This window comes from Mycolicibacterium sp. XJ662, from assembly GCF_053484035.1.
Map to the genome: position 1 here is coordinate 165541 of NZ_JBEFTL010000002.1, position 12806 is coordinate 178346.

Genomic DNA, 12806 nt, shown 5'->3' on the forward strand with positions numbered 1-12806 from the left:
CGTGTCTGTCACACCCGCCCCATTGCAGTGCTCCTGCGCGAACCGCTTCGACCGCGACGGCCTACTCTCGTTCGATGTGAAGGTCACGGTTCTGGTCGGCGGGGTCGGCGGTGCGCGGTTCCTGTTGGGCGTGCAGCATCTTCTCGGGCTGGGCCAGTTCGGCGACGACTCGACCAACGAGTTGACGGCGATCGTCAACGTCGGAGACGACGCATGGATGTTCGGTGTGCGGATCTGCCCGGACCTCGACACCTGCATGTACACCCTCGGCGGCGGCATCGACCCGGAGCGCGGCTGGGGCCATCGCAACGAAACGTGGCACGCCAAGGAGGAACTCGCCGCCTACGGCGTGCAGCCGGACTGGTTCGGGTTGGGTGACCGCGACCTGGCCACCCATCTGGTGCGCACCCAGATGCTGCGGGCCGGTTATCCGCTGTCTCAAGTCACCGAGGCGCTGTGCAAGCGGTGGTCACCCGGGGCGCGTCTGCTGCCGGTGACCGATGACCGCAGCGAAACCCACGTTGTCATCACCGATCCCAGCGACGGTGAGAAGCGCGCCATCCACTTTCAGGAGTGGTGGGTGCGCTACCGCGCGCAGGTGCCCACGCACAGTTTCGCGTTCGTCGGCGCCGATGCCGCCACCGCAGGCCCGGGTGTCGCCGAGGCGATCGCGACGGCGGACGTCGTGCTGCTGGCACCTTCCAACCCGGTGGTCAGCATCGGCGCGATCCTGGCCGTCCCCGGCATCCGTGCCGCATTGCGCTCCACCCCGGCACGGGTCATCGGCTACTCCCCCGTGATCGGCGGAAAACCGTTGCGCGGCATGGCCGACGAATGCCTGTCGGTGATCGGGGTGCAGAGCACCTCCGAGGCGATCGGCCAGTACTACGGCGCGCGTTCGGGCGTCGGCATTCTCGACGGCTGGCTGGTGCACGAAGGTGACTCCGCCGCGATCGACGGCGTCGAGGTGCGGGCGGTGCCGCTGTTGATGAAGGATCCGGCGACCACAGCCGAAATGGTGCGCGCCGGGCTGGATCTGGCCGGTGTGAAACCGTGACCGAACACGGATCGGCGGCCGCGGTCGAACTGCTGCCCGTGCCGGGACTACCGGAGTTCCGGCCCGGTGACAACCTGGCGGCGGCGATCGCGACCGCGGCACCCTGGTTGCGCGACAACGACGTCGTCGTCGTCACCAGCAAGGTGATCTCCAAGTGCGAAGGCCGTATCGTCGCCGCACCGTCTGACCCCGACGAACGTGACGCGTTGCGCCGCAAGCTCATCGACGCCGAGGCCGTGCGAGTCCTGGCCCGCAAGGGGCGCACGTTGATCACCGAGAACGCGCTGGGGCTCGTCCAGGCGGCCGCCGGCGTTGACGGTTCCAACGTCGGGTCGACCGAGTTGGCGCTGCTGCCCGTCGACCCCGACGGCAGCGCGGCGGCCCTGCGCACCGAACTGCGTGAGCGCCTCGGCGTCACCGTCGGCGTGGTGGTCACCGACACCATGGGCCGGGCCTGGCGCAACGGCCAGATCGACGCCGCGATCGGCGCCGCGGGCCTCACCGTGCTCCACGGCTACGCCGGGTCGCAGGACCGGCACGGCAACGACCTGATCGTCACCGAGATCGCGGTCGCCGACGAGATCGCCGCGGCCGCCGATCTGGTGAAGGGCAAGCTGACCGATATTCCGGTCGCGGTGGTGCGCGGGTTGTCGCTGCCCGACGACGCATCCACGGCCCGCACCCTGCTGCGGCCCGGCGAGGAGGACCTGTTCTGGTTGGGCACCGAGGAGGCGATCGCGCTCGGCCGCTCCCAGGCCCAACTGCTGCGCCGGTCGGTGCGCCGCTTCACCGCCGAACCCGTCGCCGCCGGCGTCATCGAGGCCGCCGTCGGCGAGGCACTCACCGCCCCGGCGCCCCACCACACCCGGCCGGTCCGGTTCGTCTGGTTGCAGGACCGCGCCCGGCGGGTTGCGCTGTTGGACCGGATGAAGGACAAGTGGCGCGCGGACCTGCGCGCCGACGGCCGACCCGAGGACGCCGTCGAGCGCCGGGTCGCCCGCGGCCAGATCCTGTATGACGCACCCGAAGTCGTGATCCCGTTTCTGGTTCCCGACGGTGCGCACAGCTATCCCGATGCCGAGCGCACGGCGGCCGAACACACCATGTTCACCGTCGCGGTCGGAGCGGCGGTGCAGGGGCTGCTGGTCGCGCTCGCGGTGCGCGGGGTGGGTAGTTGCTGGATCGGTTCGACGATCTTCGCGGCCGACCTGGTGCGCGACGCGCTCGACTTGCCAGAGGATTGGGAGCCGTTGGGCGCCATCGCGATCGGATACCCCGAAGAAGGCCCGGCCGCTGCCGGACCCCGTGATCCGGTGCCCACCGACGATCTGCTGGTGCGCAAGTGAGCCTGCATGCTTCGGCGGTCGAGACGCTGAGCCGTTGGCACACAACCGATCCCGGTCAGGACACGCTGCGCCACGCGGTGCTGGCGTTTCTGGCCGCGCGTCCGGACGGTTGCCTGCGCGAGTGCGTGCCCGGCCACATCACCGGATCGGCGCTGGTGCTCGACCACACCGGAACCCGCGCGCTGCTGACCCTGCATCCGCGGGTCGGCCGCTGGCTGCAACTGGGTGGACACTGTGAGCCCTCCGATTCCACGATCGTGGCGGCCGCGCTGCGGGAGGCGGTCGAGGAGTCCGGGATCGACGGGCTGGCGATCGATCCCGACCTGGCCGCGCTACACGTGCACCCGGTGACGTGTTCCTTGGGTGTGCCGACGCGCCACCTCGACATGCAGTTCATCGTGCACGCACCGGCAGGCGCCGAAATCGCCTGCAGCGACGAGTCGTTGGATCTGCGCTGGTGGCCGTTGGACGCCCTGCCCGACGACTGCGACTTCGGCTTGCGGCAATTGGTGATTTCGGCGCGCAAATGGACCCGCACGGGGCGTTAGCGCGCCGAAATCGCAAGTTAGACGTCGGTGGAGAAGCGGATGCCGCCGTCGGGGATCGTCACGCCCGGCCACACCCGCGCGCCGCGCAACAACTCACAGCGCGCACCGATGTCGGCGCCGTCGCCGATCACCCCGTCGCGGATCAGCGCCCGGGGGCCGATGCGGGCACCGAAGCCGATGATCGAGCGTTCGATCACCGCGCCGGCCCCGACCTTCGCGCCGTCGAAGATCACCGCCCCGTCCAGCCGTGCGCCCCCGGCGATTTCGGCGCCGCGGCCGATCACCGTGCCGCCGATCAGCAGCGCGCCGGGTGCCACGCTCGCGCCGTCGTGCACGAGGTCCTCGCCGCGGGGCGCGCCGAGCGCGGGCGACGGGGCGATGCCGCGCACCAGGTCGGCCGAGCCGCGCACGAAGTCCTCGGGGGTGCCCATGTCACGCCAGTAGGTGGCGTCGACGTAACCGCACACCCGCAGGCCGTCGGCCAACAACCCGGGAAACACTTCCCGCTCCACCGAAAGCGCCCGCCCCTTGGGGATGCGGTCAATCACCTCACGCTTGAACACATAGCAGCCGGCGTTGATCTGATCGGTTGGCGGATCCTGCGTCTTCTCCAGGAACGCGGTGACCCTGCCCTCGGCGTCGGTCGGCACACAGCCGAACGCGCGGGGATCACCGACCCGCACCAGGTGCAGGGTGACGTCGGCGTTGTTCTCCTCATGGGAGTTGAGCAGTGCGCGCAGGTCGGCGCCGGACAGCACATCGCCGTTGAAAACCAGCGCGGTGTCGTGGCGCAGTTTCGACGCCACGTTGGCGATGCCGCCGCCGGTGCCCAACGGTTCGTCTTCGACGACGTAATCGATCTGCAGACCCAACTTGGAACCGTCACCGAATGCCGACTCGAAGACCGCGGCCTTGTACGAGGTGCCGAGCACGACGTGTTCGATGCCGGCGTCGGCGATCCGGGACAACAGGTGGGTCAAAAACGGCAGGCCTGCCGTGGGCAACATCGGCTTGGGCGCCGAGAGCGTCAGCGGCCGCAGCCGCGTGCCGAGCCCACCGACCAGTACGACGGCGTCTACCTCTGCCGGATTCACGCTAACGCCGTCCTTTCCCGCGGTTGCGTTGCGAATTGCGTACCACCAGCCCCCCGCGCGCCGCGAGGGCCCCCTTGATGGTCCAACGCAGCGGACCCTGCCACCACCTCGGATACCGATCCGCGAGGAAAGTGTAGGTGCTGGTGTGGTGGGCGGCCAAGTTGCGGGCCGGGTCGCGGCCGGCCGCGTGGCCCTTGTCGTGCAAAACCTCGGCGGCCGGCACATAGACGTTCTGCCAGCCGGCCCGGCCGAGGCGATCACCCAGGTCGACGTCCTCCATGTACATGAAATAGCGCTCGTCGAAGCCCGAGATCTCGTCGAACGCCGCCTTCCTCAGCAACAGGCACGAGCCCGACAGCCAACCGACCGGGCGTTCGCTGGGCTCGAGTCGCTCCTGGCGGTAGGCGGCGGTCCACGGGTTGGACCGCCACACCGGGCCGACGACCGCGTGCATGCCGCCGCGGATCAGGCTCGGTTGGTGGCGTGCCGAGGGGTACACCGAGCCGTCGGGGTCGCGGATCAGCGGGCCAAGCGCACCGGCGCGCGGCCACCGCGCCGCGGCCTCCAGCAGGATGTCGATGCTGCGCGGACCCCATTGCACGTCGGGGTTGGCGACGACGAGGAAGTCCGAATACGCCGCCGCCTCAGTATCTTTCAGATACTCGCTGACGGCACGGTTTACCGCGCTGCCGTAGCCGAGGTTGGCGCCGGTGGGCAGCAGGCGCACATTGGGGTAGCGCTGCAGCGCTTCTTCGGGAGCACCGTCGGTGGAGCCGTTGTCGGCCATGATGACCGTCACCGGCCGGTCGGTGGCATGCGACAGCGACGCCAGAAACCGGTCGAGGTGGGGCCCCGGTGAATACGTCACCGTCACGACCACCAGATTGTCGCTCACGCGACGTCCGCCAAATTGTCGCTCACGCGACGGCCACCAAATTGTCGCTCACGGCGTAGAGGTTAGCCGTGCCCGACCGCGCGCCGAACTCAGCGCGTCGCCGCCCCGACGGGCCGCGCTGTCGCCGATGTCACACCGGCGGCGACGTCGGCGCCACCACAGCCCCCGCCGAGGGGTCCTGACCTGCCAGGACGCCGCCCCACGCGGCGTCGCCGCCGCAGCTAACGAGTCGGTCCGAGTCACGCTGAGCCGAGGTCACGACTCTGGCACGCCGACGCGCGCTACCCGGGATGTGGGCGATGCGCAAGTAGCCTGGGCTGATGCCCGCGCGCACGATTCGTGTCATCGCCGTGTCGGCGGCACTGTTGGTCTTGATCAGCACGGGCGCCGCCTGGGGCAAGATTCGCTCGTTTGAAGCCGGTATCAACCAGATCTCCCCGGTCGCGCTCGGCGGGGGCGGCGAGGACGGCGCGATCGACATCCTGCTGGTCGGCATGGACAGCCGCACCGACGCCCACGGCAACCCGTTGTCGCAGGAAGAACTTGCGATGCTGCGGGCCGGCGATGACGAGGCGACCAACACCGACACGATCATCTTGGTGCGGGTGCCCAACAACGGTAAGTCCGCCACGGCGATCTCGATCCCCCGCGACTCCTATGTGGAGGCGCCCGGGGTGGCCAAGATGAAGATCAACGGCGTGTACGGCTCGGTCCATCTGGAGCGGATGAAGGAACTCGTCGAAGAAAAGGGCATGGACCCGGCCGTGGCCGAGCCGATGGCCGCCGAAGCCGGCCGCGAGGCGCTGATCAAGACCGTTGCGAACCTCACCGGTGTCACCGTCGACCACTACGCCGAGATCGGGCTGCTGGGCTTCTCGCTGATAACCGACGCCTTGGGCGGTGTCGAGGTGTGCTTGAAAGAAGCGGTGTACGAACCGCTTTCAGGTGCGGACTTCCCGGCGGGCTGGCAGACGCTCAACGGCCCGCAGGCGTTGAGCTTCGTCCGGCAGCGCCACGACCTCCCGCGCGGCGACCTCGACCGGGTCACCCGCCAGCAGGCGGTGATGGCCTCGCTCGCCCACAAGGTGATCTCCGGTAAGACTCTGTCCAGCCCCGCGACGCTGAACCGGTTGCAGGAGGCCGTCCAACGTTCGGTCGTGTTGTCCGACGGTTGGGACGTCATGGAATTCGCCCAGCATCTGCAGAACCTCGCCGCCGGTAACGTCGCGTTCGCGACCATCCCGTGGCTGCAGGAGAACGGCTGGAGCGACGACGGCATGCAGAGCGTGGTCCGGGTGGATCCGACCGCGGTCAGGGAGTGGGTGGCCGGCCTGCTGACCGACCAGGACGAAGGCAAGACCGAAGAGCTCGCGTACACGCCGGACAAGACCACCGTCGACGTCCTCAATGGCACCGATGTCAACGGCCTGGCCGCAGCGGTGTCACAAGTGCTGGCCAACAAGGGATTCACCCGCGGCATCACCGGTAACCACGAGGGCGAACCGCTGTCCAGCAGCCAGGTGCAGGCCGCCGCCGATGACCTCGGCGCCCAAGCGGTGGCCGCCGACCTGGGTGGGCTTGCGGTTGTCGAAGACCCCTCGGTGCCGCCCGGCACGGTGCGGGTGGTGCTGGCCGACGACTACACCGGTCCCGGCTCGGGTCTGGACGGCACCGACCCGACGCTGACCTCGGTCGACGCGCTCGCCGTCGGATCGACCGCCTCGACCGACGGCACCCCGCCCCCGCCCCAGATCATCACCGCGGGCTCCGATGACCCGCAGTGCGTCAACTAGCCGTGTCGACGGTCAGTTCGGCGATCCTGGATCCGCTGATGGCGGCCGACCCGGCGGGTCCGCGCATCACCTACTACGACGACGCCACCGGTGAGCGCATCGAATTGTCAACGGCCACACTGATTAACTGGGCCGCCAAGACCGGCAACCTGTTGCGCGACGAGCTGGGCGCCGGGCCGGGCAGCCGCGTCGCGGTGTTGTTGCCCGCGCACTGGCAGAGCGCCGCGGTGCTGTTCGGGATCTGGTGGATCGGCGCGGAAGTGGTGTTGGGGGCAGGCGAGGCCGACGTCGCGCTGTGCACCGTGGACCGGCTGTCCGACGCGGACGCCGCCGTCGGCGTCGGCGAGGTCGCGGTGCTGTCGCTGGACCCGTTCGGCAAGCCGGTCGATGACCTTCCGGTCGGCGTGACCGATTACGCCACCGCCGTGCGGGTGCACGGCGACCAGATCGTTCCCGAGCCAAGCCCGGGCCCGGCGTTGGACGGCCGCTCGGTCGCCGACGTGCTCGCCGAAGCCCGGACGTCGGCGGATGCACACGGGTTGACCGCGCGCGACCGGGTGCTTTCCAGCGCGTCCTGGGACAGCGCCGAGACGCTCATCGAACACCTGCTGGCGCCGTTCGCGGTGGGCGCGTCCCTGGTGCAAGTCGCCAACCCGGATCCGGCCGCGCTCGAGCGGCGCAGACAGATGGAGAAGGTCACCAGGGGCTGACGGGCCGATTAATTTGCGGTTTCGCAAGCGACGGCCGCGTTGTGGTGCCACGCTGGACCCGTGCTCGACAGGCGCGGCTTTCTCGTGCTGTCGGCCGGCCTGGCGGCCGGTGTGGTGGGCGCATGCTCGACGCGTACCGCAGAGCCGGCGTCGGCCCAGCAGGCGGCGGCCACGCCGGGCTTCGACATCGCGTTCACACCCGTGCAGACCGACGTCGACCTCGGCGGCGTACAGGTACCCACCTGGGCGTACGGTGACCGGCTGCCGGGCCCGGAGATCCGCCTGCGCAAGGGCGAGCGGCTACGGGCCCAGCTGACCAACAAGCTGCCCGCCCCCACCACCATCCACTGGCACGGGCTGGCGATACCCAACGACATGGACGGCGTGCCGGTGCTGACACAGCCCGCGGTGGCTCCCGGCAAAGACTTCACCTACGAGTTCGTCGTACCCGATGCCGGCACCTACTGGTATCACTCCCACGAAGGCACACAACTCGATCGCGGCCTCTACGGCCCGCTGGTCATCGAAGACCCGGCCGACGGCGCCGACTACGACGATGAACTCGTTGTGGTGCTTGATGATTGGGTCGACGGCACCGGCCGCGACCCGGACCAGGTGCTGGCCGAGCTGAGGAAGGTCGGGATGCCCGCGATGCCCGAACTGCCGGACGCGGGCATCACGCCGTCGACCCCGCTCGGCGACGACGGCGGCGACGTCACCTATCCGTACTACCTCATCAACGGGCGGGTCACCACCGACCCGCAGGTAATGGATTACCGTGCCGGCCAACGTATCCGGCTCCGGGTCATCAACGCGGGCTCGGACACGGCATTTCAGGTCGGGGTGCCGAACCACCGGCTGCACGTGATCGCCACCGACGGGTTCGCGGTGCAACCGGTCGACACCGACTCGGTGATCCTCGGAATGGGTGAGCGGGTCGATGCGATCGTCACGCTGAAGGCATCGGTGCCGGTGATCGCGGCGGCGTACCGCAAAGACGGCTACGCGCAGCTGAACATGCGCGTCGGCGACAAAGCCAGCGCGGTCAACACCGACGACTACGTCGCCGCGCTGCGCACGCAGGCCCCGCTGGACACGGCGACGCTGAGCGCCCCGCCCGACCTGAACCTGCCCGGTGTGCCCGTCGACCAGAGCATCGACATGCGCTTGGCCGGGCCGGTGGGCGGCTACAACTGGACGATCAACGGCAGGCAATACGATCCGCCCAACGACGGTTACCCGGTGCGCCCCGGCCAGCGGGTGCGCATCCGCTACGTCAACGAGTCGAAGATGTTTCACCCGATGCACTTACACGGCCACACGTTCCAGGTGATGGGTTCGGGCTCGACTCCGTTGGCCCGCAAGGACACCGTGCTGGTGGCGCCGCTGCGCACCGTCGAGATCGACTTCGACACCGACAACCCCGGCCGATGGATCACCCACTGCCACAACACGTATCACCTCGAGGCGGGGATGGCCACTTTCATCGAGTACGCCTGAGCGCGAGCAGACACAAAAGCCCCCTAAAGCACCGGAGTTTGGGGTTTTTGCGTCTGCTGACGGAGAAAGCCGCAGCTATTTCAGCAGGGCGCGGGACATCACCACACGCTGAATCTGGTTGGTGCCCTCGTAGATCTGGGTGATCTTGGCGTCGCGCATCATCCGCTCGACGGGGAAATCGGTGGTGTAGCCGTAGCCGCCGAACAACTGCACGGCGTCGGTGGTGACCTCCATCGCCACGTCGGAGGCAAAGCACTTCGACGCCGACGAGATGAACCCGAGGTTGGGCTCACCGCGTTCGGCGCGCGCGGCGGCGGTGTAAACCATCAGCCGGGCGGCCTCGACCTTCATCGCCATATCGGCGAGCATGAACTGCACCGCCTGGAAGTCGGCGATGCGCTTGCCGAACTGCTTGCGCTCCTTGACGTATTCGATGCTGGCGTCCAGCGCGCCCTGGGCGATGCCGATGGCTTGGGCCCCGATCGTCGGGCGGGTGTGGTCCAAGGTGGCCAGCGCCGTCTTGAAACCGGTGCCTTCATCGCCGATGATCCGGTCGGCGGGGATGCGGCAATTCTCGAAATACAGTTCGGTGGTGGGCGAACCCTTGATGCCCATCTTCTTTTCCTTGGCGCCCACCGAGAACCCGGGGTCGTCCTTATGGATGACGAACGCCGAGATGCCGTTGGCGCCCTTGTCCGGATCGGTCACCGCCATCACCGTGTACCACGTCGACTTGCCGCCGTTGGAGATCCAGCACTTGGTGCCGTTGAGCACCCACTCGTCGCCCTCGCGGCGCGCCCTGGTCCGCATCGACGCCGCGTCGCTGCCCGCCTCACGTTCGGACAGGGCGTAGGAGGCGGCCGCGTCGCCGGCGGCGATCGACGGCAGCACCTGCTTCTTGAGTTCCTCGCTGCCGCGCAGCAGCAGGCCCATCGTGCCCAGCTTGTTGCAGATCGGGATCAGCGACGAGGACGCGCACACCCGCGCCACCTCTTCGATGACGATGCAAGCCGCCACCGAGTCACCGCCTTGGCCGCCGTACTCCTCGGGGATGTGGATCGCGGCCATCCCCGCGGAGGTCAGCGCCGCCAGCGCCTCGTCGGTGTAGCGCGCCTTCTCGTCGACGTCGGCGGCGTGCGGTGCGATCTCTTTCTCGCACAGGTCGCGAAGCACCGACCGCAGCTCGTTGTGCTCGTCGGACAGCTTGAAAGCGTCGAAAGACGGGTTGCCAATCGCCATCACAGACTCCTTGCTACTCGCCGGTAACTTTACCGGCGTCATGCTCAGTGGGCCGATCCGCCGCGACCCGAGACGACCTGCAGGCCGCGCACCATTTCACGGTACGTGCGGTGGTAAAGCGAGCGGATGGTGGCGCTGCGGCGCAGCAGGTCCACCGGCCCCTGCGGGGCGACCAGACCCACGTCGTGCCCGGCGAACACCGACGCGCCGGTCGCCAGCCGCACCTTGCCGCTGACCGCGGACTCCACCTCGGCCCGGTACAGCCCGCAGTAGTCGGGCTGGGCGAAGAAGACCTTGTTGAACCCGATCAGAAACGGCGCCAGCCTCGCGCCCTCCTGCAGGTAGCGCAGCGTGCCGACCGCGACGCCGGGCCACTGCTGGTTGAACACGTCGTCGGCGATGACGATGCCGCCGTCGGCGAGCGTGGCCTCGGCAAGTTTCATGTCGGAGTACACGATCTCGTCGGTGTGGCCGCCGTCGACGCTGAAGAACCGGATGTCGCCGCCGGCCAGGTCCCGCAGCGTCTGCGGGGATAGCTTCGTCGAATCGCCCTGGTGGATCACGACGTCGTCCATCGACGACCACAGGTTCACGTTGTTGACGAACTTGGCCAGGTCGCCGTGTCCGGATCCGTCGACGTTGAGATCCTGGTCGCCGAAGATGTCGATGGCGACCGACTTTTCCCCGGGACGCTGCAGCAACCGCAACCCTATGAACAGCTTGCCGTGGTGCACGCCGATTTCGGCCACCGCGCCCGACACCTGTTTGGCGCGCTGCGCTGAGTTCAACGCATCGAGCAGCAACAGGACCTCAGGCTCTAAGAATCCGGTGACCACCCGATGCCCGACAGCCCGGTACCGTGCGTAATTGCGCTCCATCGGGTTGCAGCCTACTGCCCGAGGAGGCGTTCGCGCAGCGCCGCGTCCTTGCGCAGAACGGTGTCGTGTAGCTGCGCCTGGAACTGCTCGACCCGCGCGCGGAGCGCCGCGTCGGACGCCCCGAGAATCCGCACCGCCAGCAACCCCGCGTTGCGGGCGCCGCCGATCGACACGGTGGCCACCGGCACGCCCGCGGGCATCTGCACGATCGATAGCAGCGAGTCCAGCCCGTCGAGCTTGGCCAGCGGCACCGGCACGCCGATCACCGGCAACGACGTCGCCGAGGCCACCATGCCGGGCAGATGCGCCGCTCCCCCGGCGCCGGCGATGATCACCTCGATCCCTCGGCCCGCCGCGCTCTGGGCGTAGTCGAGCATGCGGGCCGGGGTGCGGTGCGCGGAGACGACGCCGACCTCGAACGGGATGTCGAATTCGGCAAGGGCCTGTGCGGCGTCCTCCATCACGGGCCAGTCGCTGTCGCTGCCCATGATGACGCCGACGCGCGGCGCAGGAGCACTACTCATGTGGATTCCATCCGTCCGTCCATTCCGCATGTGACAACCAGTGCGCCGCCAGGCCGGCGCGTTCCCGCACATCGGCGACGTACGCGTCGTCGTCCACCGAACCGGCCGGTGCGCCGATGATGTTGACGTGGCCGATCTTTCGGCCCGGCCGCTCGGACTTGCCGTAGAGGTGCACCTTGGCCTCGGGCATCCTGGCGAAGAGGTGATGCAGCCGCTCATCCATGCCCATCTCCGGTTTCTGCTGGGCACCAAGAACATTGGCCATGACGGTGACCGGCGCGATGGGGGCGGTGTCGCCGAGCGGGTAGTCGAGCACCGCGCGCAGGTGTTGTTCGAACTGGCTGGTGCGGGCGCCGTCCATGGTCCAGTGCCCGGAGTTGTGCGGGCGCATCGCGAGCTCGTTGACGAGCAGCGTGCCCTCGACGGTCTCGAACAGTTCGACGGCCAGCACCCCGACCACGCCGAGTGCTTCGGCCAGCTGCAGACCCAGTCGTGTGGCCGCGGTGGACAGTTCGTCGCTGAGGTTGGGGGCCGGGGCGACCGCCTCGATGCAGATGCCGTCGCGTTGCACGGTCTGCACCACCGGCCACGCCGCACCTTGCCCGAACGGCGACCGCGCGACGAGGGCGGCCAACTCGCGCCGCATCTCGACCCGCTCCTCGACGAGCACTTCTGAGCCGTCGGCCAGGTGCCGCGCGGCCGCGTCGCGCGCCTCGGCCACATCGCGCGCCAGCGTCACGCCGCGGCCGTCGTAGCCGCCGCGGGCCGTCTTCACCACGATCGGGCCGTCGACCCGGGCGGCGAACGCGTCGACGTCGGCGGGCTCGGTGACGGCTGCGAACCGCGGCACCGGCGCATCCAGGGCCGCCAGCCGCCGCCGCATCACGAGCTTGTCCTGTGCGTGGATCAGCGCCGACGGCGGCGGCGCCACGTTCACCCCGTCGGCCACCAGTTTTTCGAGCAGCTCGGTCGGCACGTGCTCGTGGTCGAAGGTCAGCGCGTCGGTCCCTGCGGCCGCGCGGCGCAGCGCGTCGAGGTCGGTGTGGGCGCCGATCACCACATCGGGGCTGACCTGCGCGGCCGGGTCCTCGGCGGTGACGGCCAGTATCCGCAGCGTCTGACCCAGCGCGATCGCGGCCTGATGGGTCATCCTGGCCAGTTGCCCGCCGCCGATCATGGTCACCAGCGGGGGCCCGCTCGGGGTTCGCGACACGCCTTTATG

General features: G+C 69.0%; 12 protein-coding genes. 6 read left to right on the forward strand and 6 right to left on the reverse strand.

What is annotated here, in order from left to right:
• The first annotated feature begins 76 nt into the window (after positions 1 to 76).
• The 3 genes from cofD to ABQE93_RS08075 are packed head-to-tail and all read left to right on the forward strand — an operon-like array spanning position 77 to position 2951.
• The gene (gene cofD, locus ABQE93_RS08065; RefSeq protein ID WP_448407058.1) at positions 77 to 1057 is read left to right on the forward strand and encodes a 2-phospho-L-lactate transferase; all 981 of its coding nucleotides are present in this window, start codon (positions 77 to 79) and stop codon (positions 1055 to 1057) included.
• Positions 1054 to 2403, forward strand: a complete 1350-nt coding sequence (locus ABQE93_RS08070; RefSeq protein WP_448407057.1) for a coenzyme F420-0:L-glutamate ligase — start codon at positions 1054 to 1056, stop codon at positions 2401 to 2403. Before cofD ends, ABQE93_RS08070 begins: the two co-directional genes overlap by 4 nt.
• Complete coding sequence (locus ABQE93_RS08075; protein ID WP_448407056.1) at positions 2400 to 2951, forward strand: NUDIX hydrolase; 552 nt, start codon at positions 2400 to 2402, stop codon at positions 2949 to 2951. Before ABQE93_RS08070 ends, ABQE93_RS08075 begins: the two co-directional genes overlap by 4 nt.
• A 17-nt stretch (positions 2952 to 2968) precedes the next feature.
• Here ABQE93_RS08075 and ABQE93_RS08080 read toward each other — a convergent pair whose 3' ends face one another.
• Positions 2969 to 4045 (reverse strand): mannose-1-phosphate guanylyltransferase ManB, encoded by a 1077-nt coding sequence (locus ABQE93_RS08080; protein WP_448407055.1) that lies wholly within the window; start codon positions 4043 to 4045, stop codon positions 2969 to 2971.
• A 1-nt stretch (position 4046) separates the two neighbouring features.
• The gene (locus ABQE93_RS08085) at positions 4047 to 4940 is read right to left on the reverse strand and encodes a glycosyltransferase family 2 protein (protein ID WP_448407054.1); all 894 of its coding nucleotides are present in this window, start codon (positions 4938 to 4940) and stop codon (positions 4047 to 4049) included.
• A 320-nt stretch (positions 4941 to 5260) separates the two neighbouring features.
• Between ABQE93_RS08085 and ABQE93_RS08090 the strand changes: the two genes are divergently transcribed.
• From ABQE93_RS08090 to ABQE93_RS08100, 3 genes are read left to right on the forward strand one after another with little or no spacing between them, the layout of a single operon-like run.
• Positions 5261 to 6733 (forward strand): LCP family protein, encoded by a 1473-nt coding sequence (locus ABQE93_RS08090; protein ID WP_448407053.1) that lies wholly within the window; start codon positions 5261 to 5263, stop codon positions 6731 to 6733.
• A gap of 2 nt (positions 6734 to 6735) precedes the next feature.
• Complete coding sequence (locus tag ABQE93_RS08095; protein ID WP_448407283.1) at positions 6736 to 7443, forward strand: TIGR03089 family protein; 708 nt, start codon at positions 6736 to 6738, stop codon at positions 7441 to 7443.
• A 60-nt stretch (positions 7444 to 7503) separates the two neighbouring features.
• Complete coding sequence (locus ABQE93_RS08100; protein ID WP_448407052.1) at positions 7504 to 8943, forward strand: multicopper oxidase family protein; 1440 nt, start codon at positions 7504 to 7506, stop codon at positions 8941 to 8943.
• 75 nt (positions 8944 to 9018) lie between these two features.
• On the opposite strand, the gene ABQE93_RS08105 is transcribed toward ABQE93_RS08100, so the two are convergent.
• The 4 genes from ABQE93_RS08105 to ABQE93_RS08120 are packed head-to-tail and all read right to left on the reverse strand — an operon-like array spanning position 9019 to position 12797.
• The gene (locus ABQE93_RS08105) at positions 9019 to 10182 is read right to left on the reverse strand and encodes an acyl-CoA dehydrogenase (RefSeq protein WP_448407051.1); all 1164 of its coding nucleotides are present in this window, start codon (positions 10180 to 10182) and stop codon (positions 9019 to 9021) included.
• A gap of 44 nt (positions 10183 to 10226) precedes the next feature.
• Positions 10227 to 11060 carry a class I SAM-dependent methyltransferase gene (locus ABQE93_RS08110; protein ID WP_448407050.1) on the reverse strand — a complete coding sequence of 278 codons (834 nt, stop codon included), beginning with the start codon at positions 11058 to 11060 and terminating at the stop codon, positions 10227 to 10229.
• An 11-nt stretch (positions 11061 to 11071) separates the two neighbouring features.
• The gene (gene purE / locus ABQE93_RS08115) at positions 11072 to 11584 is read right to left on the reverse strand and encodes a 5-(carboxyamino)imidazole ribonucleotide mutase (protein WP_448407049.1); all 513 of its coding nucleotides are present in this window, start codon (positions 11582 to 11584) and stop codon (positions 11072 to 11074) included.
• Entirely contained in the window at positions 11577 to 12797 is a 1221-nt protein-coding gene (locus tag ABQE93_RS08120; RefSeq protein ID WP_448407048.1) for a 5-(carboxyamino)imidazole ribonucleotide synthase, read from the reverse strand. Before ABQE93_RS08120 ends, purE begins: the two co-directional genes overlap by 8 nt.
• Positions 12798 to 12806: the final 9 nt, after the last annotated feature.